General features: G+C 60.8%; 21 protein-coding genes. 13 read left to right on the top strand and 8 right to left on the bottom strand.

Translation table 11 applies throughout. The annotated features are described in order from the left end of the window. Nucleotides 1-59: 59 nt before the first annotated feature. The gene (locus tag BFQ04_RS29700) at nucleotides 60-221 is read left to right on the top strand and encodes a hypothetical protein (RefSeq protein ID WP_090408332.1); all 162 of its coding nucleotides are present in this window, start codon (nucleotides 60-62) and stop codon (nucleotides 219-221) included. Nucleotides 222-364: 143 nt separating this feature from the next. After that, a complete protein-coding gene (ccoM, locus tag BFQ04_RS30230; protein ID WP_017530457.1) occupies nucleotides 365-481 on the top strand; it encodes a cytochrome c oxidase subunit CcoM in 117 nt (38 codons plus the stop codon). A gap of 168 nt (nucleotides 482-649) precedes the next feature. Here ccoM and BFQ04_RS18335 read toward each other — a convergent pair whose 3' ends face one another. The 3 genes from BFQ04_RS18335 to BFQ04_RS29355 all read right to left on the bottom strand — a co-directional run bounded on the left by BFQ04_RS18335 (nucleotide 650) and on the right by BFQ04_RS29355 (nucleotide 3175). Beyond that, complete coding sequence (locus BFQ04_RS18335) at nucleotides 650-2125, bottom strand: inorganic phosphate transporter (RefSeq protein ID WP_057723136.1); 1476 nt, start codon at nucleotides 2123-2125, stop codon at nucleotides 650-652. A 329-nt stretch (nucleotides 2126-2454) separates the two neighbouring features. Beyond that, entirely contained in the window at nucleotides 2455-2655 is a 201-nt protein-coding gene (locus BFQ04_RS18330; RefSeq protein WP_003172389.1) for a hypothetical protein, read from the bottom strand. 292 nt (nucleotides 2656-2947) lie between these two features. Beyond that, nucleotides 2948-3175: a hypothetical protein gene (locus tag BFQ04_RS29355; RefSeq protein WP_137201566.1), complete on the bottom strand. Its 228-nt coding sequence runs from the start codon at nucleotides 3173-3175 to the stop codon at nucleotides 2948-2950. Here BFQ04_RS29355 and pcaR point away from each other — a divergent pair. From pcaR to pcaC, 11 genes are all read left to right on the top strand, one after another. Continuing rightward, entirely contained in the window at nucleotides 3164-4006 is an 843-nt protein-coding gene (pcaR, locus tag BFQ04_RS18325) for a pca regulon transcriptional regulator PcaR (RefSeq protein ID WP_065886157.1), read from the top strand. The genes BFQ04_RS29355 and pcaR overlap by 12 nt on opposite strands. Nucleotides 4007-4150: 144 nt before the next feature. Next, nucleotides 4151-5491, top strand: a complete 1341-nt coding sequence (locus BFQ04_RS18320; RefSeq protein ID WP_065952020.1) for an MFS transporter — start codon at nucleotides 4151-4153, stop codon at nucleotides 5489-5491. Nucleotides 5492-5754: 263 nt separating this feature from the next. Further along, a complete protein-coding gene (locus BFQ04_RS18315) occupies nucleotides 5755-6612 on the top strand; it encodes a CoA transferase subunit A (RefSeq protein ID WP_065952019.1) in 858 nt (285 codons plus the stop codon). After that, nucleotides 6612-7391: a CoA-transferase subunit beta gene (locus tag BFQ04_RS18310; protein ID WP_065952018.1), complete on the top strand. Its 780-nt coding sequence runs from the start codon at nucleotides 6612-6614 to the stop codon at nucleotides 7389-7391. Before BFQ04_RS18315 ends, BFQ04_RS18310 begins: the two co-directional genes overlap by 1 nt. Next, on the top strand, nucleotides 7388-8590 hold the full coding sequence (gene pcaF / locus BFQ04_RS18305; RefSeq protein ID WP_175413296.1) for a 3-oxoadipyl-CoA thiolase: 1203 nt from the start codon (nucleotides 7388-7390) through the stop codon (nucleotides 8588-8590). The genes BFQ04_RS18310 and pcaF overlap by 4 nt, the downstream gene beginning before the upstream one ends. A gap of 18 nt (nucleotides 8591-8608) precedes the next feature. Beyond that, nucleotides 8609-9313: a protocatechuate 3,4-dioxygenase subunit beta gene (gene pcaH / locus BFQ04_RS18300; RefSeq protein ID WP_065952016.1), complete on the top strand. Its 705-nt coding sequence runs from the start codon at nucleotides 8609-8611 to the stop codon at nucleotides 9311-9313. 1 nt (nucleotide 9314) lies between these two features. Then, entirely contained in the window at nucleotides 9315-9881 is a 567-nt protein-coding gene (pcaG, locus tag BFQ04_RS18295) for a protocatechuate 3,4-dioxygenase subunit alpha (RefSeq protein WP_065952015.1), read from the top strand. Between the two features lie 188 nt (nucleotides 9882-10069). Further along, complete coding sequence (locus tag BFQ04_RS18290; protein ID WP_065932817.1) at nucleotides 10070-11365, top strand: MFS family transporter; 1296 nt, start codon at nucleotides 10070-10072, stop codon at nucleotides 11363-11365. Nucleotides 11366-11375: 10 nt separating this feature from the next. Next, entirely contained in the window at nucleotides 11376-12740 is a 1365-nt protein-coding gene (locus tag BFQ04_RS18285) for a 3-carboxy-cis,cis-muconate cycloisomerase (protein WP_065952014.1), read from the top strand. 10 nt (nucleotides 12741-12750) lie between these two features. Next, nucleotides 12751-13542: a 3-oxoadipate enol-lactonase gene (gene pcaD / locus BFQ04_RS18280; protein ID WP_065952013.1), complete on the top strand. Its 792-nt coding sequence runs from the start codon at nucleotides 12751-12753 to the stop codon at nucleotides 13540-13542. 10 nt (nucleotides 13543-13552) lie between these two features. Next, complete coding sequence (gene pcaC / locus BFQ04_RS18275; protein WP_065952012.1) at nucleotides 13553-13951, top strand: 4-carboxymuconolactone decarboxylase; 399 nt, start codon at nucleotides 13553-13555, stop codon at nucleotides 13949-13951. An 18-nt stretch (nucleotides 13952-13969) separates the two neighbouring features. Here the strand turns inward: pcaC and BFQ04_RS18270 are convergent, their stop codons facing one another. From BFQ04_RS18270 to BFQ04_RS18250, 5 genes are all read right to left on the bottom strand, one after another. Beyond that, nucleotides 13970-15631, bottom strand: a complete 1662-nt coding sequence (locus BFQ04_RS18270) for a M91 family zinc metallopeptidase (RefSeq protein ID WP_256544589.1) — start codon at nucleotides 15629-15631, stop codon at nucleotides 13970-13972. 103 nt (nucleotides 15632-15734) lie between these two features. Further along, a complete protein-coding gene (locus BFQ04_RS18265) occupies nucleotides 15735-16634 on the bottom strand; it encodes a polysaccharide deacetylase family protein (RefSeq protein ID WP_065952011.1) in 900 nt (299 codons plus the stop codon). A gap of 84 nt (nucleotides 16635-16718) precedes the next feature. Further along, nucleotides 16719-17969 (bottom strand): OprD family porin, encoded by a 1251-nt coding sequence (locus BFQ04_RS18260; RefSeq protein ID WP_065952010.1) that lies wholly within the window; start codon nucleotides 17967-17969, stop codon nucleotides 16719-16721. A gap of 150 nt (nucleotides 17970-18119) precedes the next feature. Further along, nucleotides 18120-19802 (bottom strand): J domain-containing protein, encoded by a 1683-nt coding sequence (locus BFQ04_RS18255; RefSeq protein WP_065952009.1) that lies wholly within the window; start codon nucleotides 19800-19802, stop codon nucleotides 18120-18122. Nucleotides 19803-19813: 11 nt separating this feature from the next. Next, entirely contained in the window at nucleotides 19814-21511 is a 1698-nt protein-coding gene (locus tag BFQ04_RS18250; protein WP_065952008.1) for a molecular chaperone HscC, read from the bottom strand. Nucleotides 21512-21564 lie beyond the last annotated feature (53 nt).

The raw sequence follows: 21564 nt of genomic DNA, 5'->3' as shown, positions 1-21564 counted from the left end.
TGCCGTCGGGCGCGGGAGACCGCATTATTGGGCACTCCCGCCATAACGTAAGCCAAGCCATGAGTGACGACGACAAGCTGATCGACCTGAATGCCGAACGCGCCAAGCGCGTGCACGACCTCAATGACAAACGCCTGAACGAAGTGCGCCAGGCGTTTGAACAGGCGATGCCCCTGGGTAAAGCCAAGAAGAAGTCGAAGAACAAGCCGAAAAAACGTTGAATCAACTTGCCTGGATTGATCCAGGTCAGTTATTGCCCTTCTTTACGCCCCGTCGCGGGCGACATTGATCCCCGTCAATTTTCCATTGCGCCTTCTCCATTAACTTAGCCCTATCGCAACAGGGCAAGTGCAGGAGGCCGGTCATGTTTATCGATAATGTGGTATTTGCCGGAGTGCTGACCGTAAGCCTCATGGTGCTGTTTTTTGTAGGATTTGGATTTTTTATCTGGAAAGACGCAAACAAGCGTAAAAAACCCTAGGTTTTTCCGGATTACAGGGCACGCAAGGCATTTTGGGCGACTTCGGTCGCCCTTTTTTTTGGCCGATCGTTGGCCGATCATTCCCATGCAGGGCGTGGGAACGATCATCAGGCCATAAAAAAAGGTGCGATTCTCGCGAATCGCACCTTTTTTATTGCAGGCGACTAATCAGCTGCCCAGCGCCCAGGACGCCAGCCAGAACAACCCGGCCGAGAGGCCTACGGTTGCCGGCAAGGTCAACACCCAGGCCATCAGGATAGTCTTGACCGTACCGCCTTGCAGACCGCTTTTGTTAGCGACCATGGTACCGGCCACGCCAGAAGACAACACGTGGGTGGTGGACACCGGCAGGGCGAAGATATTGGCAAAGCCGATCATGGTGGCCGTGGTGATCTGTGCCGACATGCCTTGGGCATAGGTCATGCCTTGCTTGCCGATCTTCTCACCGATGGTCAGCACCACGCGCTTCCAGCCGACCATGGTGCCCAGGCCCAGGGCCAGTGCGACCGCGAGAATCACCCAGAACGGTGCGTACTCGGTCGTAGCGGTCAGGTCCTTGCGCAGCTTGTCGAGGTCGGACTTTTCACGCGCATCCAGGCCAGGCAGCTTGCCGACTTTCTTGGCGGTATCGTCCAGGCAGAGCAGGTAACGACGTACTTCAATGCGCTGGTCGGCACTCAACGCGTGGTAGTCGGAAACACCTTTGAGCGTATCAACGAGCGCGTTGATAGTCGGCTCGGTCTGCTGCGGGTTGCATTGGAACTTGCCCGGCAGATCGTCTTTCACGCTTTTGCCCAGGGCCAGGAACTCGCCGAGGGTGGCATTGTTGCGCTGGTAGAACTGGCTCAAATGCACGGTGGCGTCGCGGGTACGTTCGATCTGGTAGGTGGTGCTGCCCAGGTCGAGCACGAACTGCGCCGGCACGATACCGATCAGCACGAGCATGATCAGGCCGATGCCTTTTTGCCCATCGTTGGAGCCGTGCACGAAGCTGACAGCCATGGCCGAAATCACCAGCACCAGGCGGTTCCAGAACGGCGGGTGCTTCTTGTCGTCAAGCTTGCGGCGCTGGTCCGGGGTCTTGTGCATCTTCGACAGCGGGCGCCACCACTTCAGGCCGATCAGCACCAGGGCTGCGACGAGAAAGCCGGCCATCGGCGAGAACACCAGGGACGCACCGATATCGATCGCTTTCTGCCAGTTCACACCGTCAGCCAGGGGAATATCGTTGATCAGGGCGTTGGCCAGGCCCACACCGAGGATCGAGCCGATCAGCGTGTGGGAGCTGGAGGCGGGGATACCGAAGTACCAGGTGCCCAGGTTCCAGGTGATTGCCGCCGCCAACAATGAGAAGACCATTGCCAAACCATGGCCGGTGTTCACATTGATCAGCAATTCCACCGGCAGCAGATGCACGATGGCGTAGGCGACACCTACACCGCCGAGCAACACGCCAAGGAAGTTGAACACCCCGGAGAAGAACACCGCCAGGTGCGGCGGCATGGCTTTGGTATAGATGACTGTGGCCACCGCGTTAGCGGTGTCATGAAAGCCATTGATGAACTCGAAGGCGAGGACAAAGGCCAGGGCGAGCAACAGGCTCACTAGAACCCAAGCATCCAGTCCGCTGAATAAATCGATCATGAAGGTTTTCTGACCCGGTCGTAAGGGGGCGCGATTATGCCAGAAAACCTCAGTAATCGATGCATTAGCTGCTCATCGGTAACAATCTAGCTTGAAAAAAACCGGGCTGTGCAGGCGCATCCCAGGGTTTTCGGGGCTTTGGCAAGTGGTTGATTTGTAAAGCCCGGGCGCGAAAAAACGCGGTTTCGACACGAAAATGTCATGTGTGAAACATTTGTATGAAATTTCGTTAGCAGCAGTAGGGCGCCGACCAGTGGCTTTGAAGGGCGATGCCCTTCGCAGGCGATGGCCGGCACAGACGGTAAAGCCTGGAGGCTCAACGCACAGCCCTAGGGCTCTTCGGCTTTGAGTTCCTGCTCGATCTTCTGGATTTCCTGGGCGAATGCCTGGTCCAGCAGGCTGGCGCGCTTGCGCCATGGCTTACGTTCCGGCTCAGGCTGGGCGGCGTAGGTGGTGACTTCCCCGCCGTAAACGTCCTTGTAACGTTGCTCCTGGCGCTCAAGTTCCGCGCGCAGTTCATCTTTCGTCACAGTGTTACCTAATTGAGTTGGGTTTAATAAGGGTACAACTTCAAGCCAGAAGGCGCCGCGGGTATACCTACTTGAACAGACGCCCTGTCCAAGTTTAAGTAGGGACCTGAGATCGCTTTTTCAATCCACTGCTTTAATCGACCATGCGCACGGAATGCGGCGCCGGGCGAGCTCCGATCCCAATAGCTGAATTGGGCTGACCTCTGTACAGGCTGCATTATAGCGACGCATTTGAAGAACGCTATCGGCATAAAGTTAAAAAGCCTCAACTTCATGTGCGAGTTTTGTTACATCACAACCTAAGTGTCGGCTGAACATATACCTCAGGCAGCCGTTTTTTACCGAGCAACGCGCTGCGGCAGGCTTGGCAGCCGAGAATTGCGATAATCGAATGATCGTCCGATAATCGCCCAATGTTGCCGCCCTTGCCTTGTGCATCGCTAAGCGTGCAGCTAGTAATAGCAGCCAGCCCTTCTGTGGTTGAAAACAAGAAAAAGGATCCCTGGAAATGAACGATCAATTGCGCAACTCCTTCGCGTCAGTGGCGCCGCCGATCGTGGCATCACCCGCCAAGCGCATCCAGGCGTTCACGGGTGATCCGGACTTCATGACCTCCCTGGCCCGTGGCCTGGCCGTGGTGCAGGCGTTTCAGGAGCGCAAGCGTCACCTGACCATCGCCCAGATCAGCCATCGCACCGAAATTCCGCGTGCCGCCGTGCGCCGCTGCCTGCATACCTTGATCAAGCTGGGGTATGCCACCACCGATGGCCGTACCTACTCGTTGCTGCCCAAGGTGCTGACCCTTGGCCACGCCTATTTATCGTCGACCCCTTTGGCCGTGTCGGCCCAGCCTTATCTGGACCGCATGAGCGAACAGCTTCACGAAGCCTGCAATATGGCGACCCTTGAAGGCGACGACATTCTTTATATCGCCCGTTCGGCCACCACTCAGCGCCTGATTTCCGTTGACCTGTCCGTGGGTGGACGCTTGCCGGCGTACTGCACCTCCATGGGCCGCATTCTGCTTGCTGCCCTGGATGATGCCTCGTTGCAGGATTACCTTGACCACGCCGATCTGCAAACCAAGACCAGTCGCACCTTGACCACGCCCGAAGCGTTGTTCGAATGCCTGCAACAAGTGCGTCAGCAGGGCTGGTGCATCGTCGATCAGGAGCTGGAGCAGGGCCTGCGTTCAATTGCCGTACCGGTTTACGACGCCTCGGGCCAGGTGCTGGCCGCGCTCAATGTCAGTACCCATGCCGGGCGGGTCAGCCGCAGCGAGTTGGAGCAGCGTTTCCTGCCGAGCATGCTCAGCGCCAGTCGCGAGCTGAGCATGCAACTGTTTGCCTGAGTGTTCGGTGACCGCACAGAACCCGGCGTGATCAATTGACGCTGTTTCCCCTGACTTATTAATGTGCGGCAGCGCTTCAGGGCGCGCTCCAATAATAATGGCGACCCCAGGTCGCTGGCCCGCCATCGGTGTGGAATAAAAATAATGAATCAGCCATCTGTCGGTTCTACCCTGGACGTGCAGTCCTTCATCAATACCCAGCCGTTGTCTCGTTACCAATGGCGTGTGGTGATCCTGTGCTTCCTGATTGTCTTCCTCGACGGCCTCGACACCGCCGCCATGGGCTTTATCGCACCCGCGCTGTCCCAGGACTGGGGCATCGACCGCGCCAGCCTCGGCCCGGTGATGAGCGCCGCGTTGATCGGCATGGTGTTCGGCGCGCTGGGTTCCGGCCCGCTGGCCGACCGCTTCGGGCGCAAAGTGGTGCTGGTAGGTGCGGTGCTGGTGTTCGGTGCCTTCAGCCTGGCTTCGGCCTACAGCAGCAATGTCGACCAACTGCTGGTGTTGCGTTTCCTGACGGGCCTGGGGCTGGGCGCCGGCATGCCCAACGCCACCACGCTGCTCTCCGAATACACCCCCGAGCGGCACAAGTCGCTGTTGGTGACCAGCATGTTCTGTGGCTTCAACCTGGGCATGGCCGGTGGCGGGTTTATCTCGGCCAAGTTGATCCCGGCCTTCGGCTGGCACAGCCTGTTGCTGATCGGTGGCATCCTGCCGTTGATCCTGGGCGCGGTGCTGCTGGTGTGGTTGCCGGAGTCGGCGCGTTACCTGGTGGTGCGCAACCGTGGCACTGACAAGGTACGCAAGGCCCTGTCACCGATTGAACCCGGCATTGTCGCCCAGGCCACTCACTTCAGCGTGCCGGAACAAAAGACCGTCAAGGCGCGCAACGTGTTCGCGGTGATTTTTTCCGGCACCTACAGCGCCGGCACGCTGTTGCTGTGGCTCACCTATTTCATGGGCCTGGTGATTGTTTACCTGCTCACCAGCTGGCTGCCAACCCTGATGCGCGACAGTGGCGCCAGCATGGAGCAGGCCGCCTTTATCGGCGCCTTGTTCCAGTTTGGCGGCGTATTGAGCGCCGTCGGCGTGGGCTGGGCGATGGACCGGTTCAACCCGCACAAAGTGATTGGCATCTTCTACCTGTTGGCGGGGGTATTTGCCTACGCGGTCGGGCAGAGCCTGGGCAATATCACGCTATTGGCGACTCTGGTGCTGATTGCCGGGATGTGCGTCAACGGTGCGCAATCGGCGATGCCTTCGCTGGCTGCGCGCTTCTACCCCACCCAGGGCCGCGCCACCGGCGTGTCGTGGATGCTCGGCATCGGCCGTTTCGGTGCCATTCTCGGTGCGTGGATGGGCGCTACCTTGCTGGGACTGGGCTGGAACTTCGAGCAGGTACTGACGGCGCTGGTGATTCCGGCGGGGTTGGCCACGGCAGCGGTGCTGATCAAGGGCATGGTCAGTCACGCCGACGCGACCTGACGTCTGGCGAAAATGTGGGAGGGGGCTTGCCCCCGATTACGGTGGGTCAGCTTGATAATTGCTGACTGATACACCGCCATCGGGGGCAAGCCCCCTCCCACATTGGATCATCTGCGCCCAAGAGTCAGCCCCGCAACAATTCGTTCGATAATCGAACACTGAGTCGATTATCGGATTGTTCGGCCCATCCCCCCGGCTTAATCTTCAAGCACTTCGGCGCCCCCCTCAGCGCCTTTTTCGATCAACACCGGGAGCCCAACCCCATGGCTGAAATTCTCACCCTGCGTGATGCGGTCAAGCGCTTCGTGAACGACGGCGACACCGTCGCCCTCGAAGGCTTCACTCACCTGATCCCCACGGCCGCAGGTCATGAAATCATTCGTCAGGGCAAGAAAGACCTGACGCTGGTGCGCATGACGCCTGACCTGATCTACGACCAGTTGATCGGCGCCGGCTGTGCGCGCAAGTTGATTTTCTCCTGGGGCGGCAACCCGGGCGTGGGCTCCCTGCATCGTCTGCGCGACGCCGTGGAAAAACACTGGCCGCAGCCACTGGAGATCGAAGAACACAGCCATGCCGACCTGGCCAACGCCTACGTCGCCGGCGCCTCCGGCCTGCCGTTTGCGGTGCTGCGTGCCTACGCCGGTTCCGACTTGCCCAAGGTCAACCCGCTGATCAAGACCGTCACGTGCCCGTTTACTGGCGAGGTGCTGGCGGCCGTCCCGTCGGTACGCCCGGATGTGACGGTGATCCACGCGCAGAAGGCCGACCGCAAGGGCAACGTGCTGCTGTGGGGCATTCTCGGCGTGCAGAAGGAAGCGGCCCTGGCGGCCAAGCGCTGCATCGTCACCGTCGAGGAAATCGTCGATGACCTGAACGCGCCGATGAACAGCTGCGTATTGCCGACCTGGGCCCTGACCGCCGTGTGCCATGTGCCCGGTGGCGCGCATCCGTCCTACGCCCACGGCTATAACGAACGCGACAACCGTTTCTACCAGGCGTGGGACCCGATTGCCCGCGACCGTGGGACCTTTACCGCCTGGATCGACGAATACATCCACGGCACCGCCGATTTCAGTGAATTCCAGGCCAGGTTGGCCACCGCGCAGGAGGCCAAGTAATGACTTACTCCACGAATGAAATGATGACCGTCGCCGCCGCGCGCCGCCTCAAGAATGGCTCGGTGTGCTTCGTCGGCATCGGCCTGCCGTCCAAGGCAGCCAACCTGGCGCGCCTGACCTCGTCGCCTGACGTGGTGCTGATCTACGAGTCCGGCCCGATTGGCGCCAAGCCATCGGTGCTGCCGCTGTCCATCGGCGACGGTGAGTTGGCGGAAACCGCCGATACCGTGGTGCCCACCGGTGAGATCTTCCGCTACTGGCTGCAGGGCGGGCGCATCGACGTCGGCTTTCTCGGCGCGGCTCAGGTCGACCGTTTCGGCAACATCAACACCACCGTGGTCGGCGATTATCACCAGCCCAAGGTGCGTTTGCCGGGTGCCGGCGGCGCGCCGGAAATTGCCGGTTCCGCCAAGAGCGTATTGATCATCCTTAAACAGTCGTCCCGTTCGTTTGTCGACAAGCTGGACTTCATCACCTCGGTCGGCCACGGCGAAGGCGGCGATTCACGCAAACGCCTGGGGCTGCCGGGCGCCGGTCCGGTCGGCATCATTACCGACCTGTGCATCATGGAGCCGCAAGCGGGCAGCCATGAGTTCGTGGTCACTGCGTTGCACCCTGGGGTGACCCGCGAGCAAGTGGTGGCGGCGACCGGCTGGGCCGTTCGTTTTGCCGACCAGATCGAGGTGACCGCCGAACCGACTGAGGTGGAGCTGAGCGCCCTGCGTGACCTCGAAGCACGCACCGCCGCCGCCCATGGCCAAGCACCGGGAGAAGCCTGATGCGCGATGTCTTTATCTGTGACGCCATTCGCACCCCCATCGGCCGCTTCGGCGGTGGCTTGTCCACGGTGCGCGCCGATGACCTGGCGGCCTTGCCGATCAAGGCGCTGATGGAACGCAACCCAACGGTGGAGTGGAGCGCCGTGGATGAAGTGTTCCTCGGCTGTGCCAACCAGGCCGGCGAAGACAACCGTAACGTGGCACGCATGGCGCTGTTGCTGGCGGGTCTGCCGCAGAGTATTCCCGGTGTGACCCTCAACCGCTTGTGCGCCTCGGGCATGGACGCCGTCGGTACCGCCTTTCGCGCGATTGCCAGCGGCGAAATGGAGCTGGCGATTGCCGGCGGCGTCGAATCGATGTCCCGTGCGCCGTTCGTGATGGGCAAGGCCGATGCGGCGTTTTCACGCACCATGAAGCTCGAAGACACCACCATCGGCTGGCGTTTTATCAACCCCTTGATGAAAGCCCAATACGGCGTCGACGCGATGCCGCAGACCGCCGATAACGTCGCCGACGACTACAATGTTTCGCGCGCCGACCAGGATGCCTTTGCCCTGCGCAGCCAGCAACGTACCGCTGCCGCGCAGGCCGCCGGCTTCTTTGCCGAAGAGATTGTGCCGGTGCGGGTGGCCCATAAAAAAGGCGAAACCCTGGTGGAGCACGATGAGCATCCACGGGACACCACCCTGGACGCTCTGGCCAGACTCAAACCGGTCAACGGCCCGGACAAGACCGTCACCGCCGGCAACGCCTCGGGCGTCAACGATGGCGCTGCCGCGCTGATCCTCGCTTCTGCAGAGGCTGTGAAGAAACACGGTCTCACTGCCCGCGCCCGTGTATTGGGCATGGCCAGTGCCGGCGTCGCCCCGCGCGTGATGGGGATCGGCCCGGTGCCGGCGGTGCGCAAGCTGGTGGAGCGCCTCGGTCTGGCGGTCACTGATTTTGACGTGATCGAACTCAACGAAGCCTTCGCCAGCCAAGGCTTGGCGGTGTTGCGCGAGTTGGGTATTGCCGATGACGCGCCGCAGGTCAACCCCAACGGCGGCGCCATCGCCCTGGGTCACCCACTGGGCATGAGCGGCGCACGGCTGGTACTGACAGCCCTGCACCAGCTGGAAAAAACCGGCGGCCGCAAAGGCCTGGCGACCATGTGCGTGGGCGTGGGCCAAGGCCTGGCCCTGGCGATTGAACGCGTCTAACAACAGAGGATTTGCTCCATGAAAGACAAGCCCGGTTACCGGCGCCCGCACGCGGGCACTCAACCTGACTACCTGCACCCGGCCTACCAGTCGACGAACTTGCGTTCGCCGTCGCAACCGTTGGTGTTTCTGCCCCATTCCTTGTCGGAAATCACCGGCCCCACCATCGGCGCCGAGCGCATCAGCAAGAACGACAACGACCTGACCGCCCAGCATGAAGGTGAGCCCCAGGGCGAACGCATCATCATTCACGGGCGGGTGCTGGACGAGAACGGCCTGCCGGTGCCGGGCATCCTTGTGGAGATCTGGCAGGCCAACGCCGCCGGTCGCTACAACCACAAGCGCGACCTGCACGATGCGCCGCTGGACCCGAACTTCACCGGCACCGGGCGTACCGTCACCGACGCCGAGGGCTGGTACCAGTTCCAGACCATCAAGCCTGGCGCCTACCCGTGGGGCAACCACCACAACGCCTGGCGCCCGGCGCATATTCACTTTTCGCTGTTCGGACCCAGCGTGCTGACGCGGCTGGTCACGCAAATGTATTTCCCCGGCGACCCGCTGCTCGAATACGACCCGATCTACAACTGCGTGCCGGACGCCAGCGCCAAGCAACGCCTGATCGCAAGCTTCGACCTGGAAAAAACCATTCCTTCCTATGCCCTCGGCTACCGCTGGGACATCGTCCTGCGCGGCCGCGACGCCACGCCGATGGAGAAATGAGATGAGCCTTTACGCAACCACGTCCCACACCGTCGGGCCGTATTACCACATCGGCCTGACCTGGCTGAACCGCGAAGACCTGACGGTCGCCGCCACCCTGGGCGAACGCGTGGCAATCAGCGGGCAGGTGGTGGACGGCAACGGCGATGTCGTCAACGACGCCATGCTTGAGGTCTGGCAGGCCAACGCCGCCGGCAAGTACGACCACCCGGAAGACGAGCAGGACAAAGCGCTGGATCCCAACTTCGAAGGCTTTGGCCGCGTGCCGGTGGATGCCGAAGGGCGCTTTCGCTTTACCACGATCAAGCCGGGCAGTGTGCCGGGGCTTCAAGGCACGACCCAGGCGCCGCATCTGGTGGTGCTGGTGTTTGCTCGTGGGTTGGTGAAGCACTTGCTGACGCGGATTTATTTTGACGGTGAGGCGTTGAATGGGGATGACCCGTTGCTGGCGTGTGTGCCGGCGCAGCGTCGCGGTACGTTGATTGCCAGGCAGGATGCGGCGGGGGTTTATCAGTGGAATGTGGTTTTGCAGGGGACAGATAAGGAAACGGTGTTTTTCGATTATTGAGTGGGCTGTAGGGCCCTATCGGGGGCAAGCCCCCTCCCACACTTGAATGTATTCACAAATCAAAATGTGGGAGGGGGCTTGCCCCCGATGGGCCCCTCCCAGGCACCACCTACCCAAAAGTCTGCTTGCATGAAACGGTTGTTGCAAAGTATGTCTAGGCTATAACCGTTCCCATTGAGTAAAAAACCATGACCACAAAAACCAGTCACTACACCGGAGAAGAGCGCAGCAAACGGATTTTTGCGATTGTCGGTGCTTCCTCCGGCAACCTGGTCGAATGGTTCGACTTTTACGTCTATGCCTTCTGCGCCATTTACTTCGCCCCGGCCTTTTTCCCCTCGGACGACCCCACCGTCCAACTGCTCAACACCGCCGGCGTGTTCGCCGCCGGGTTCCTGATGCGTCCGATCGGCGGCTGGCTGTTTGGCCGGGTGGCCGACAAACATGGCCGCAAGAATTCCATGATGATCTCGGTGCTGATGATGTGCGCCGGTTCCCTGGTCATCGCTTTCCTGCCGACCTACAAGGATATCGGCGCCTGGGCCCCGGCGCTGCTGCTGGTGGCGCGGCTGTTCCAGGGGTTGTCGGTGGGGGGCGAATACGGCACCACGGCGACCTACATGAGCGAAGTGGCGCTCAAGGGCCAGCGCGGTTTCTTCGCCTCGTTCCAGTACGTGACCCTGATCGGCGGGCAACTGCTGGCGGTGCTGGTGGTGGTGATCCTGCAACAGATCCTCACCGAAGAAGAATTGCGTGCCTGGGGCTGGCGCATTCCGTTCGTGATCGGCGCCATTGCGGCGGTGATCTCCCTGTTGCTGCGCCGCACCCTCAAGGAAACCACCAGCAAGGAAATGCGCGAAGACAAGGACGCCGGCAGTATCGTCGCGCTGTTCCGTGACCACGGCAAAGCGTTCATTACGGTGCTGGGCTACACCGCCGGTGGCTCGCTGATTTTCTATACGTTCACCACCTATATGCAGAAATACCTGGTGAACACCGTCGGCATGCACGCCAAGACCGCTAGCTACATCATGACCGGCGCGCTGTTTCTGTACATGTGCATGCAGCCGCTGTTCGGCATGCTCGCCGACAAGATTGGCCGGCGCAATTCCATGCTCTGGTTCGCCGGCCTGGGCACGCTGTTCACGGTGCCGATCCTGCTTACCCTGAAAACCGTGACCAGTCCGTTCCTGGCTTTTGTGCTGATCACGCTGGCACTGGCCATCGTCAGCTTCTATACCTCCATCAGTGGCCTGGTCAAAGCCGAGATGTTCCCACCCCAGGTGCGTGCCTTGGGCGTGGGCCTGGCGTATGCCGTGGCCAACGCGGTGTTCGGCGGTTCGGCGGAAGTGGTTGCGCTGAGCCTGAAGTCCATCGGTATGGAAAACACCTTTTACTGGTACGTCACCGCGATGATGGCCGTGGCGTTCCTGTTCAGCTTGCGCCTGCCGAAACAGGCGGCGTACCTGCATCACGATTTGTAAGGGATGAGTTATGACACTGCGCACGAGCAACCAACTGTTCGACGCCTACTTCACCGCCGACAGCATGGCTGAAGTGTTCTGTGACCAGGGCCGATTGCAGGGCATGCTGGATTTCGAGGCCGCGCTGGCCCGGGCCGAGGCCCAGGTCGGGTTGATCCCGCAGGCCGCCGTGGCGCCGATTGCCCAGGCCTGCCTGGCATCGCTGTATGACGTGGATACGCTCAGCGTGGCGATTGCCACGGCGGGCAACTCGGCGATTCCATTGGTCAAGGCGCTGGGCAAGTTGATTGCCGCTGAAGACGCCGGGGCCGAGCGTTATGTGCATCTGGGGGCAACCAGCCAGGATGTGATGGACACCGGCCTGGTGGTGCAATTGCGCCGCGCGCTGGAGCTGATCGAAGCGGACCTGGCGCGCCTGGGCGATGTATTGGCGTCCCAGGCGCAGCGGTATGCATCGACACCTCTGGTCGGGCGCACCTGGCTGCAGCATGCCACGCCCGTCACCCTGGGCATGAAGATCGCCGGCTGGCTGGGCGCGGTGACGCGCAGTCGCCAGCGCCTGGTGGAATTGAAACCGCGTTTGCTGGTGCTGCAGTTTGGCGGTGCGTCGGGCACCCTGGCTGCGCTGGGCGAGCAGGCCATGCCGGTGGCGCAAGCCTTGGCCGCCGAGTTGCAACTGAGCTTGCCCGAGCAGCCGTGGCACACGCAACGTGATCGTCTGGTGGAGTTTGCCAGCGTGCTCGGCCTGATCGCCGGCAGCCTTGGCAAGCTGGGCCGCGACATCAGCCTGTTGATGCAAACCGAAGCGGCGGAAGTGTTCGAGCCCTCGGCGCCGGGCAAGGGCGGCTCTTCGACCATGCCGCACAAGCGCAATCCGGTCGGCGCCGCCGTGCTGATCAGCGCCGCGACCCGTGTGCCCGGTCTGGTGGCGACGATGTTCAGTGCCATGCCCCAGGAGCACGAACGCAGCCTGGGGCTGTGGCATGCCGAATGGGAAACCTTGCCGCAGATCTGCCGATTGGTCTCGGGGGCACTGAAACAGGCGCTGCTGGTCAGCGAAGGGCTGGAGGTGGATGCCGAGCGCATGGCCCGCAATCTCGACCTGACCCAGGGCCTGGTGCTGGCCGAAGCTGTCAGCAGCGTGCTTGCCCAACGCCTGGGGCGTGAAACCGCGCACCACTTGCTGGAGCAGTGCTGCAAACGCGCGGTCGCCGAGCAGCGCCATTTGCGTGCCGTGCTGGCGGATCAGCCGCAGGTCACCGCCGAGTTATCCTCGGCCGAACTGGACCGTCTGCTCGACCCGGCCAACTACCTCGGCCAGGCCCCTGCCTGGGTCAGCCGCGCCGTGACTGAACACTTTGCATTGACCGCGTAAGGAGACCACTGTGGCTTTCGTACAACTCGCCGAGGGCGAACTGCATTACCAACTCGATGGGCCCGCCGATGCACCGGTACTGGTGCTGTCCAACTCCCTGGGCACTGACCTGCATATGTGGGACATCCAGGTGCCGGCATTCACCCAGCATTTTCGCCTGCTGCGCTTTGATACCCGCGGCCATGGCAAATCCCTGGTCACCGAGGGCCCCTACAGCATCGAACAACTGGGTCACGATGTGATCGCGTTGCTGGATGCGCTTGATATTGACCGCGTGCATTTTTGCGGGCTGTCCATGGGCGGGTTGATCGGCCAATGGTTAGGCATCAACGCCGGCACGCGGCTCAATCGTCTGGTGGTCTGCAACACCGCCGCCAGGATCGGCACGCCTGAGGTGTGGAACCCGCGTATCGAAATGGTATTGCGCGATGGCGCGGCGGCGATGGTTGCACTGCGTGATGCCTCGATTGCACGCTGGTTCACCGCCGATTTTACCGCCGCCAACCCCCACCAGGCCGAGCAGATCACTGCCATGCTTGCGGCCACTTCGCCCCAAGGGTATGCCGCCAACTGCGCGGCGGTGCGCGATGCGGATTTGCGTCATCAGTTGGCGTCGATCAAAGTGCCCACCCTGGTGATTGCCGGCACGGAAGACGCGGTGACCCCGCCAGCCGGCGGACACTTTATCCAGAACCATGTAAAGGGCGCCGAATACGCCGAGTTCTATGCGGCGCATCTGTCCAATGTGCAAGCCGGCGCTGCGTTCAGCGACCGCGTGATTGAATTTCTGCTGGGCCGCTGAGGAGCTTTTCGTGGACGAGAAACAACGTTATGCCGAGGGTCTGCAAGTGCGCCGCGAAGTGCTGGGCGACGCCCATGTGGAGCGCAGCCTCAATGCCCTGACCGAGTTCAATAGCGAGTTTCAGGAAATGATCACTCGCCATGCGTGGGGAGACATCTGGACCCGCCCAGGCTTGCCACGTCACACCCGCAGCCTGATCACCATCGCGATGCTGATCGGCATGAACCGCACCGAAGAGTTGAAGCTGCATTTACGTGCCGCCGCCAGCAACGGCGTGACCCGCGCCGAGATCAAGGAAGTGCTGATGCAGAGCGCGATCTACTGCGGGATCCCGGCGGCCAACGCGACGTTCCACTTGGCCGAATCGGTGTGGGATGAGTTGGGCGTGGAGTCGCGAGGTTCGGCCTGATAGGCGGTGGCCCTGTTTCTAATATTTTTTTCTGAGGGGCAGTTGCAGTTCCTCTCTCAATGCGTTTTCAGTGAACGGCTTGGGGTTGGTCGTGGTGGGTTGCGCAGATGGCCTGTTGATGAAGTTGAACGGCTGCGCGTCGGTGGGTAAGCCAACCGCCTGGTGTTCAACATCGCGTTCACCGGAGAGTTTATGCGGCACCCTTGTTCTCCCGGGTAGCATGCTGCCGTTGGCTCCGTTATACGCATGGGCCATCTCATGGTACAGCGTGACGATGGGGCCACTGACATCAGGGAGCGAAAAGGAGGGGTTGTAATGTATTTCGCCTGCGGTCGCGACATCCCCGGGTCGATTGTAAGTAACCTCTCCCCAGTCGGCTGGAGTTAATCCTTCCAGGTCGTATGTGGTGAACACGCCGCCGAAGTTTTGTCCCTTCCATTTGTCTTTAGGGTTTACTTCATCAGGTCTGTCCGTGGAAAAATGTTTTCTCAGTTTCAAACTGTTGAAGTGATAAGAACCGTTATTGACTTTGGTTTCTTTGATCAGCGTCGGAGCATCATTACGGTTCGCTGCCGCGTCCGCCTCAGCTAACATCTGCTTGCCTGTCGGCGAGAGACGTAATAAGTCAAGATCATCTTTTACGGTCTGTACAAACTCTTCAGAACCTTCGACGGTATACCCACTGTGTCCCACCTCCTTGAAGGTCGTGTGAGTCAGTGTGGAGCCCGGGGTACGATGAACTTCGTCCGTGGGTTTGGCATAAATTACGCTGTCGTCGCTGTGCGTCCGAACAATGTTTTTATCGCGTCCGGTGTATACGGTGGCCTTGCCGTGGGTAACGATAAGGTTCTCGCCCTTACCCCCGTGTAAAATAGTCGGGTTATCAAGGGTGTTCTTGGTGACAATCATGAAGTCGTGACCGTCTCCTCCGTCCATGTACAGACTACTCCCCTTAGTCCGTTCGCCAGCTTGCATGCGGTCATTGCCATTATTGCCCCTGAGCACGCCATTACCGGTACCGGCGATCATCAGATCCTCGCCGTCACCCCCGAACGCTATGCCCTGGCCACTGCCGAGCTTAAGCGTATCGTTGTCTGATCCACCGCGCAGGGTGGTATATCCTGAGCCAGCCTGGGCGTAATCGTTACCGTCCCCTAAGTCGATGTCTACGGGGAATTTCACATCAGCGTCGACAAGCACACAGTCGTCGCCCCCGTTTGTTTTAATACGCAGGCTGTAGACTTCGCTTTCTTCGGAGTAAATCTTATTGAGTTGGTAGGGTTTATCATTGACTGTGACGATTATGCTCTGGTCGGGACCGTCTTTTATTCTGATACGGTCATTGGCATTGCCTGTTTCAATCACCACTACTAAGTCTTCGGCTAAGTGGGGTTTTCTATGCAGGCTGTTGATGGTTGTTTCATGACTTATTTTTACATGCTTGTCGTGTCGCAGCACTTCAGCGTTGATGTATTTCTCTTTGTACCGATGAACCGGTTTTTGGTCTGGGGCGAGTCGTGAGTTTGCGTTGAACCTCAGGCGTCGATCGTTGTTGGCGTGAGGGTCGCTCACACTAGGAATATTAATCATCGTCGCCGTTGGAGCGCCAGAGGCTTGAAAGGTTGGCGAAAGTAAGGGATCCGTCATTGGTATGGGCGGGGAGGGCGGTTGGGTAATCATTGTCTACCTGGGCATGAAGAGTTGCGTTCCTCTTTGGTGGCAAGTATTGATGTAGGGTTCCTGATATCTATTTATACCTGCACATCCAATTGTTGCGGGGCGCTTAGTGGGCATCGGCGTCCCACAGCCAATTCCACACCCCTGGCAGATGCACCGGCTCGTTCATATCCTGGACCGTGCGGGCCAGCGCTGCGCGTTGCAGGGTGGCGGTGTCGGTGTAGAAGGGCGTGGCGGCGGTCTTCAGGCCGTTGATGCGGGCGCTGTCCATCAGGATCTGCAGGTACTCCTGCATATGCCGTGCGGTGTAGCGGTTGATGTCATGGAAGGTCACCACCACCGGTACCACGCCGTCCACCGTCGGCAACTCACCCGCCGCGATGCGCTCACGCACCACTGACAGCTGCCGGTACAGGTTGGCGCGGCGGCGTGGGCTGCCATTGAAGCCCCAGATCTTGCCGTCGTTGGCACTCAGGTCGGTCAGCAGGACCTGCATGCCGTGGCGTCGGTAGGCGGCGAATGTGCGGTGGTCGTAGTTCCAGAACGGTGGCCGCACCAGCAGGGGCGGCGTGCCGGTGATGGCGGCGATGTCCGCGGCGCCCTGGGTCAGGGTGCGTTCCAACTCGGCGTCATTGAGCCAGCGATGATTGGTATGAAACGCCGTCGCCGTGTGGAAGGCCAGGACATGGCCGGCGGCATGCTCACGCACCATGGTCTTGCGGCCCCGCGCGCTGCCCCCTGAACGGGCGGCTTCGGTCTGTAGAAAGAACACCGCCTTGATCCCCGGCGATACCGGGTTATCGGCCAGATCGGCCACCACCGAGCGGCTCGGGTTGTTGTAGCCCGAGGCGCTGGGGCCGTCATCGAAAGTCAGCAGAAAACGGATCGGCGCCCGGGCTTGCAGGCGTTGCTCGGTCTGCGGCGTCAGGGCAATGGGCGAACCGATACAGCCGCCCAGGCTCAGGGCCAGGGCAAACACTGCGATTGCTGGGACGAAGGTTTTCATGCTGTGCGCGGGCCCGAATGAAAGGCCGCTGCTGGGGCGATCAGCAGCGGCAGGCGCGCACCATACAGTAACTGCGGCGCCGGTTTACAGCAGACTTATCGGGTAGCTGACGATCAACCGGTTTTCATCGAACTCGTTGTTGCTGTAGTCACGCCGCATGCTGGAGTTGCGCCAGCGCAGGGTCAGGTTTTTCAGGCTGCCGCTTTGTACGGTGTAGCCCAATTCGCTTTCGCGGCCCCATTCCTTGCCGTCGGTCACCGTGCCGGTGTGCACGTTGCTGCCGCTGATATAGCGGTTCATCAGGGTAAGGCCCGGTACGCCGAGGGCGGCGAAGTTGTAGTCGTGGCGAACCTGCCAGGATTTTTCCTCGGCGTTGTCGTAGCTCGAGTTATAGCTGTCGTTGGCCAGGGTGCCGCCGCTGGTGCCGTTGACACGCATCCAGGCGCTGTTGCCGGTGAGTTTTTGCAGGCCGACGTAGAAGGTGTTGCCACCGTGGCGCGCGGACAGCAGGCCGGACCAGGTTTTGTTGTCCAGGTTGCCGGCGCGGGCGCTGCCGTCGTCCTTGCCGTAGAAGAACCCCAGGTTGGCGCCCAGGGTCCAGTCGCCTACGGGCTGGCTGTGGATCAGATTGACGAACTGCTGGCTGTAGATGTCCTTGAGCTGGGCATTCCACACCCCGACTTGGGTGCGTTTGTCGTTGAAGGCATATTCGGCGCCCTGGAAGTTGAAACGATCGGACGTGAACGCGGTTTTGCCGGTCATCGACAGGTCGCGCATGCTGCTGTCGTCGCGCGGGCTGTTGGCACGAAACTGACCGCCATACAGGGTCAGGCCATCGATTTCCTTTGATGTGATCTGCCCGCCGCGCAGGGTTTGCGGGAGTGAGCGACCATCGTCCGAGCGCAGGATCGGCAGCACCGGCATCCATTCCCCGACTTTCACTTCAGTCCTGGAAAACCGCGCCTTGAACGCCACGCCCAGGCGCCCGAACGCATCGGCCGGGCGGCCGTCGTGGTCCAGCGGCAACAACTGCGTGCCGCCGGTGCCGCGCCCGCCATCGAGCTTGAGCGAGTACAAGCCCAGCACGTCCACACCGAAGCCGACCGTGCCTTGAGTGAACCCGGACTTGGCGTCGAGGATGAAACTTTGCGTCCACTCCTGCGCGCCGCCCTGGGTTTTGGTCGGGTTGGTGTAGTTGCGATTGAAGAAAAAATTACGCAGGTTGAGGTTGGCGCTGGCGTCTTCGAGAAAGCCGTGCTCCTCGGCAAGAGCGGGCAGGGCAAGACTGCTGACAACGCTGGCCAGCAGGAGCTGGCGCGGATGGAAAGTGCTCATGGTATCGGACCTGTTGTTATTGGGGTTATGCAGGTGGCCGCCATGGTGCTGGGTGCTGCGGGGACGGTGAAAGTGGGGCAGAGCGGGTTGTGGGCGATGATCGAACGCAAGTTGCGGGCCTGCGCAATACGCTCAGGCCCAAGCGTCTCGTTACTGTTTGGGCAGGTCGATATGGGACCATGGCACCGCTGGCAGGTAATGCTGCGCGGCGATGATCACCGCCACCATCACCACCAGGAATACCACTTGCAGCGGGCTCCAGAAGGCCCAATGCAGGCCGTTGAGCCACGGAAATTTCAGGCTTTTCTCACCCATGTGGCCGATGCGTTTGCTGTGCAGCAGGTTGATCAGCAGCATCCCGGCATACGTAATCGCTCCCAGAATGCCCAGTGCCAGCCCGCACACCGCGAGCATGGCCAATTGCGGGATGCCGTGGCGTAACACCAGCCAATACTGGTTGGGGTTGACGCGTTTAGGGATCAAATACTGGCTCAGCCACACGTCCGCAGCTACAAAGGACGCACTCATCCCGGCCCACATCTGCGTGATCCGAAAGAAGACCACGGCCGGCAAGATCGCCAATACCACTAAGATGAGTACGACCCCGAAGTCCAGCTTTTCGGTTTCAACGTGAACGAGGTTCAGGACAGCGGCCAAGGCAAAGATCGCCCAGAGCCGGATAAGCACATGGACGTAAATCGGTCGCGGGACGAATTTGCGCCAGAAAAACAGGTCGCTTTGGGGCAGGCGTTCGATCAACTGCGGATAACGCCAGGTCAGGGTTTCGCCCAGATGCTGGCAAGCGTTCCATTCGTTTTGGCCAAACCTGCCGATGATGCGCATCTGTTGGGTTGCGGTCATGGGCGTGAGCAACAAGCGCGCGGCCAGGGCATCGGCGCAGGTGCGCCGGGTGTCCTGGGCTTTGTCTTGGAGGCTGATATAAAAGCTTTCCTGCTCGCAACGCGACACCAGGCTGCGCCACATCCACGCGGGTTCCGCAAACACGCCTTTCTGGTCGTCCCAGCCAAAGGCCTGGCATACGCGTTCAAACAGCGGCACGCTCCATTGGGTGTCGTGCAGCAGTTGCAGAATAATGTGTTGCCACTGTTGCTGCTGATCGAACACCCGCAGCCAGGCTTGCTCGTTGTAGTGCGTCAGTTGGGTGATGAACTCGCGCTCGGCCTTTTGCTCCAGCAGTTCCTGCAAGTTGAGGCGATATTCCTGCAACAGCTCACTGGTCAGTGCATCGTGCTGCCATGGCGTCATGGCCACCCGTTGCCAGGGTGTCAGCCATTCCAGATGTTGCATCGCCCAACGGGTAATTGCACTGCGCTCGCCGGGGGCTTCAAAGCAGTGGCGCAGCAGGCCGGCCTGGAAGGCGTCGCTGCAGTCCTGTTGCCGGGCCTGGGCCCAGCGTTCATCGAGGTTGTCGGCGTTGAGGCCGGTGAGCAACGCGTGGACCGGGTCAGGTTTTGGCGCTTCAAAGGGCGCGGGGCTGAGCGTACTGACGTCCATCAGCTCGGCCAGATCGTAGGCGCCTTTGGGCGCAGGTGCCTCGAACGCAGCAGGGCTCAAGGGACGGACATCCATCAGCTCGGCCAGATCCTTGAGGTTGCTGTCAGTCTGTTCGACGACGGCAGTTGCGCGCTGTTCCTCTTCGTTGTCTGCACGCCAGCGTGCGTACCCCAATGCAGCCTCATAGGCTTCGCGCAGACGCTGGAACCCTTCGGGATCATCGTCCGGGCGGCAGCTTTTCAGCAGTCGCGCGTAGGTTCGCTTGATGGTCCGTTCGTCGGCATCGTCCGCCAATTGCAACACTGTCCAACAGTCCATGTGGATTTCCTTCAGCGCCAGAACCCGTTATCGAGTTGCTCAAGTTGTCGGGTCAGTTCGCTGCGGGCCTCACGGATGCGGCGCTCGTCCTGGGTGTCGAGCACTTGCTGAAACTGCGCGGCCCAGTGTCCGAGTTGCTCGCGCAGCTCGCCCAGGCTTTCCTGGTAGAGCCGTTCGAGGCGGGCGGTCAGCACGGTGTTGACCTGCTGGTCGCGCGGGTGAATTTTCAACAATGCCAAAGCTTGCAGGCGTTGCTGGATCTCTTGCGGGCTGAGCACGCCAGGATTGTTTTCGATCACCAGCGAGTGCTGCTCGCCGGTCAGCGGAATGTTCACCTGGGCTTCGAGCAAACCGTTGTTGTCGTAGGTGAAGCGCACGTCCAGTGAGACTTCGCCAGCCTTGCGCTTGGGCACGGGGATTTCCAACTGGCCCAGTTCGATGTTGTCTTTCACCAGGCGGCTTTCGCCTTGGTAGATTTTCAGCAGCACGCGGGGCTGGTCGTCGTAGAGCGTGACCACGCTTTTGACCCGGCTCACCGGCACGCTGCTGTTGCGTTCGATCAGCGGCAGGTAATGCCCGCTTTCGATATGGCCGCCGTACTGGTTCGAGGTTTCGATACCCAGGGTGTAGGGGCAGACGTCGGTCAGCACGATTTCTTCCAGTGCCGCCGAGCGGGCCTTGAGCGCGGCCTGGATCGCCGCGCCGTGGGCGACCACCTGGTCCGGGTCGAGGCTGATGGACGGGAAACGCCCGAACAAACCAGCGGCCAGTTTGCGCACCAGCGGCATGCGCGTGGTGCCGCCGACCAACAGGATTTCATCCAGGTCACCGACCCGAATGCGTGCGTCTCGCAGGGCGCGTTCAATCGGTGCGCGCAGGCGTTCCAACAAGGGCGTGTAGAGCTTGGCGAGTTCGGCCTGGGTGATGGTTGTGACCCACTGTTGGCCATCGATACGCAGGGCGAACTCGGCGCTGTCGTCCTGGCCCAAGGCTTTGCGCACGCGCTCGGCTTCGCGACGCAGGGCTTGCAACACACTGCGGGTGGGCGGGAAACCCTGGGCATTGCGCTGGCTGTCGACGAAGTGTTCCAGCAACAACGTGTCGAAGTCTTCGCCGCCCAGGAAGTTGTCGCCGGCGCTGGCGCGTACTTCCATTACACCGTCGAACAGCTCGATGATCGACACGTCAAAGGTGCCGCCGCCGAGATCGAAAACCAGGAACGAGGTTTCCTTGTCACGCTGGTGCAAGCCATAAGCCAAGGCGGCGGCGGTGGGCTCGTTGATCAGTTTTTCAACATTGAGCCCCGCCAGTTCACCGGCAATGCGCGTGGCTTTGCGCTGGCCGTCGCTGAAGTAGGCGGGCACGCTGATCACCGCTTCGGTGACGGTTTGGCCATAGGTGCGCTCGATGTCTTCCTTGAGGCTTTTGAGGACCAGCGCCGACAGCTCTTCGGGGCGGAACGAGCGGTCGCCCAGGCGCACTTCGGTGGCACTGCCCATGTAGCGCTTGAACAGCGACGTGGTCAGGTGCGGGTGAGTATGCAGGCGTTCCTTGGCGGCTTGGCCCACCAGGATGCGGCCTTGATCATCCATGCCTACCACGCTTGGGGTCAGCAACTGGCCAAGGGCATTGGGCACCATTTCGGCGGCATCGCCGCGCCACACGGCGGCCAGGCTATTGGTCGTGCCCAGGTCAATGCCTACGATCATTACGACAAGCTCCCTCTGTGGTCTGTAAAAATCTGTTACCAATCTTACCCTGA

Source organism: Pseudomonas sp. 37 R 15, from assembly GCF_900004865.1.
Taxonomy (GTDB): domain Bacteria; phylum Pseudomonadota; class Gammaproteobacteria; order Pseudomonadales; family Pseudomonadaceae; genus Aquipseudomonas; species Aquipseudomonas fluorescens_AM.
This window is presented reverse-complemented; position numbering and strand designations above follow the sequence as displayed.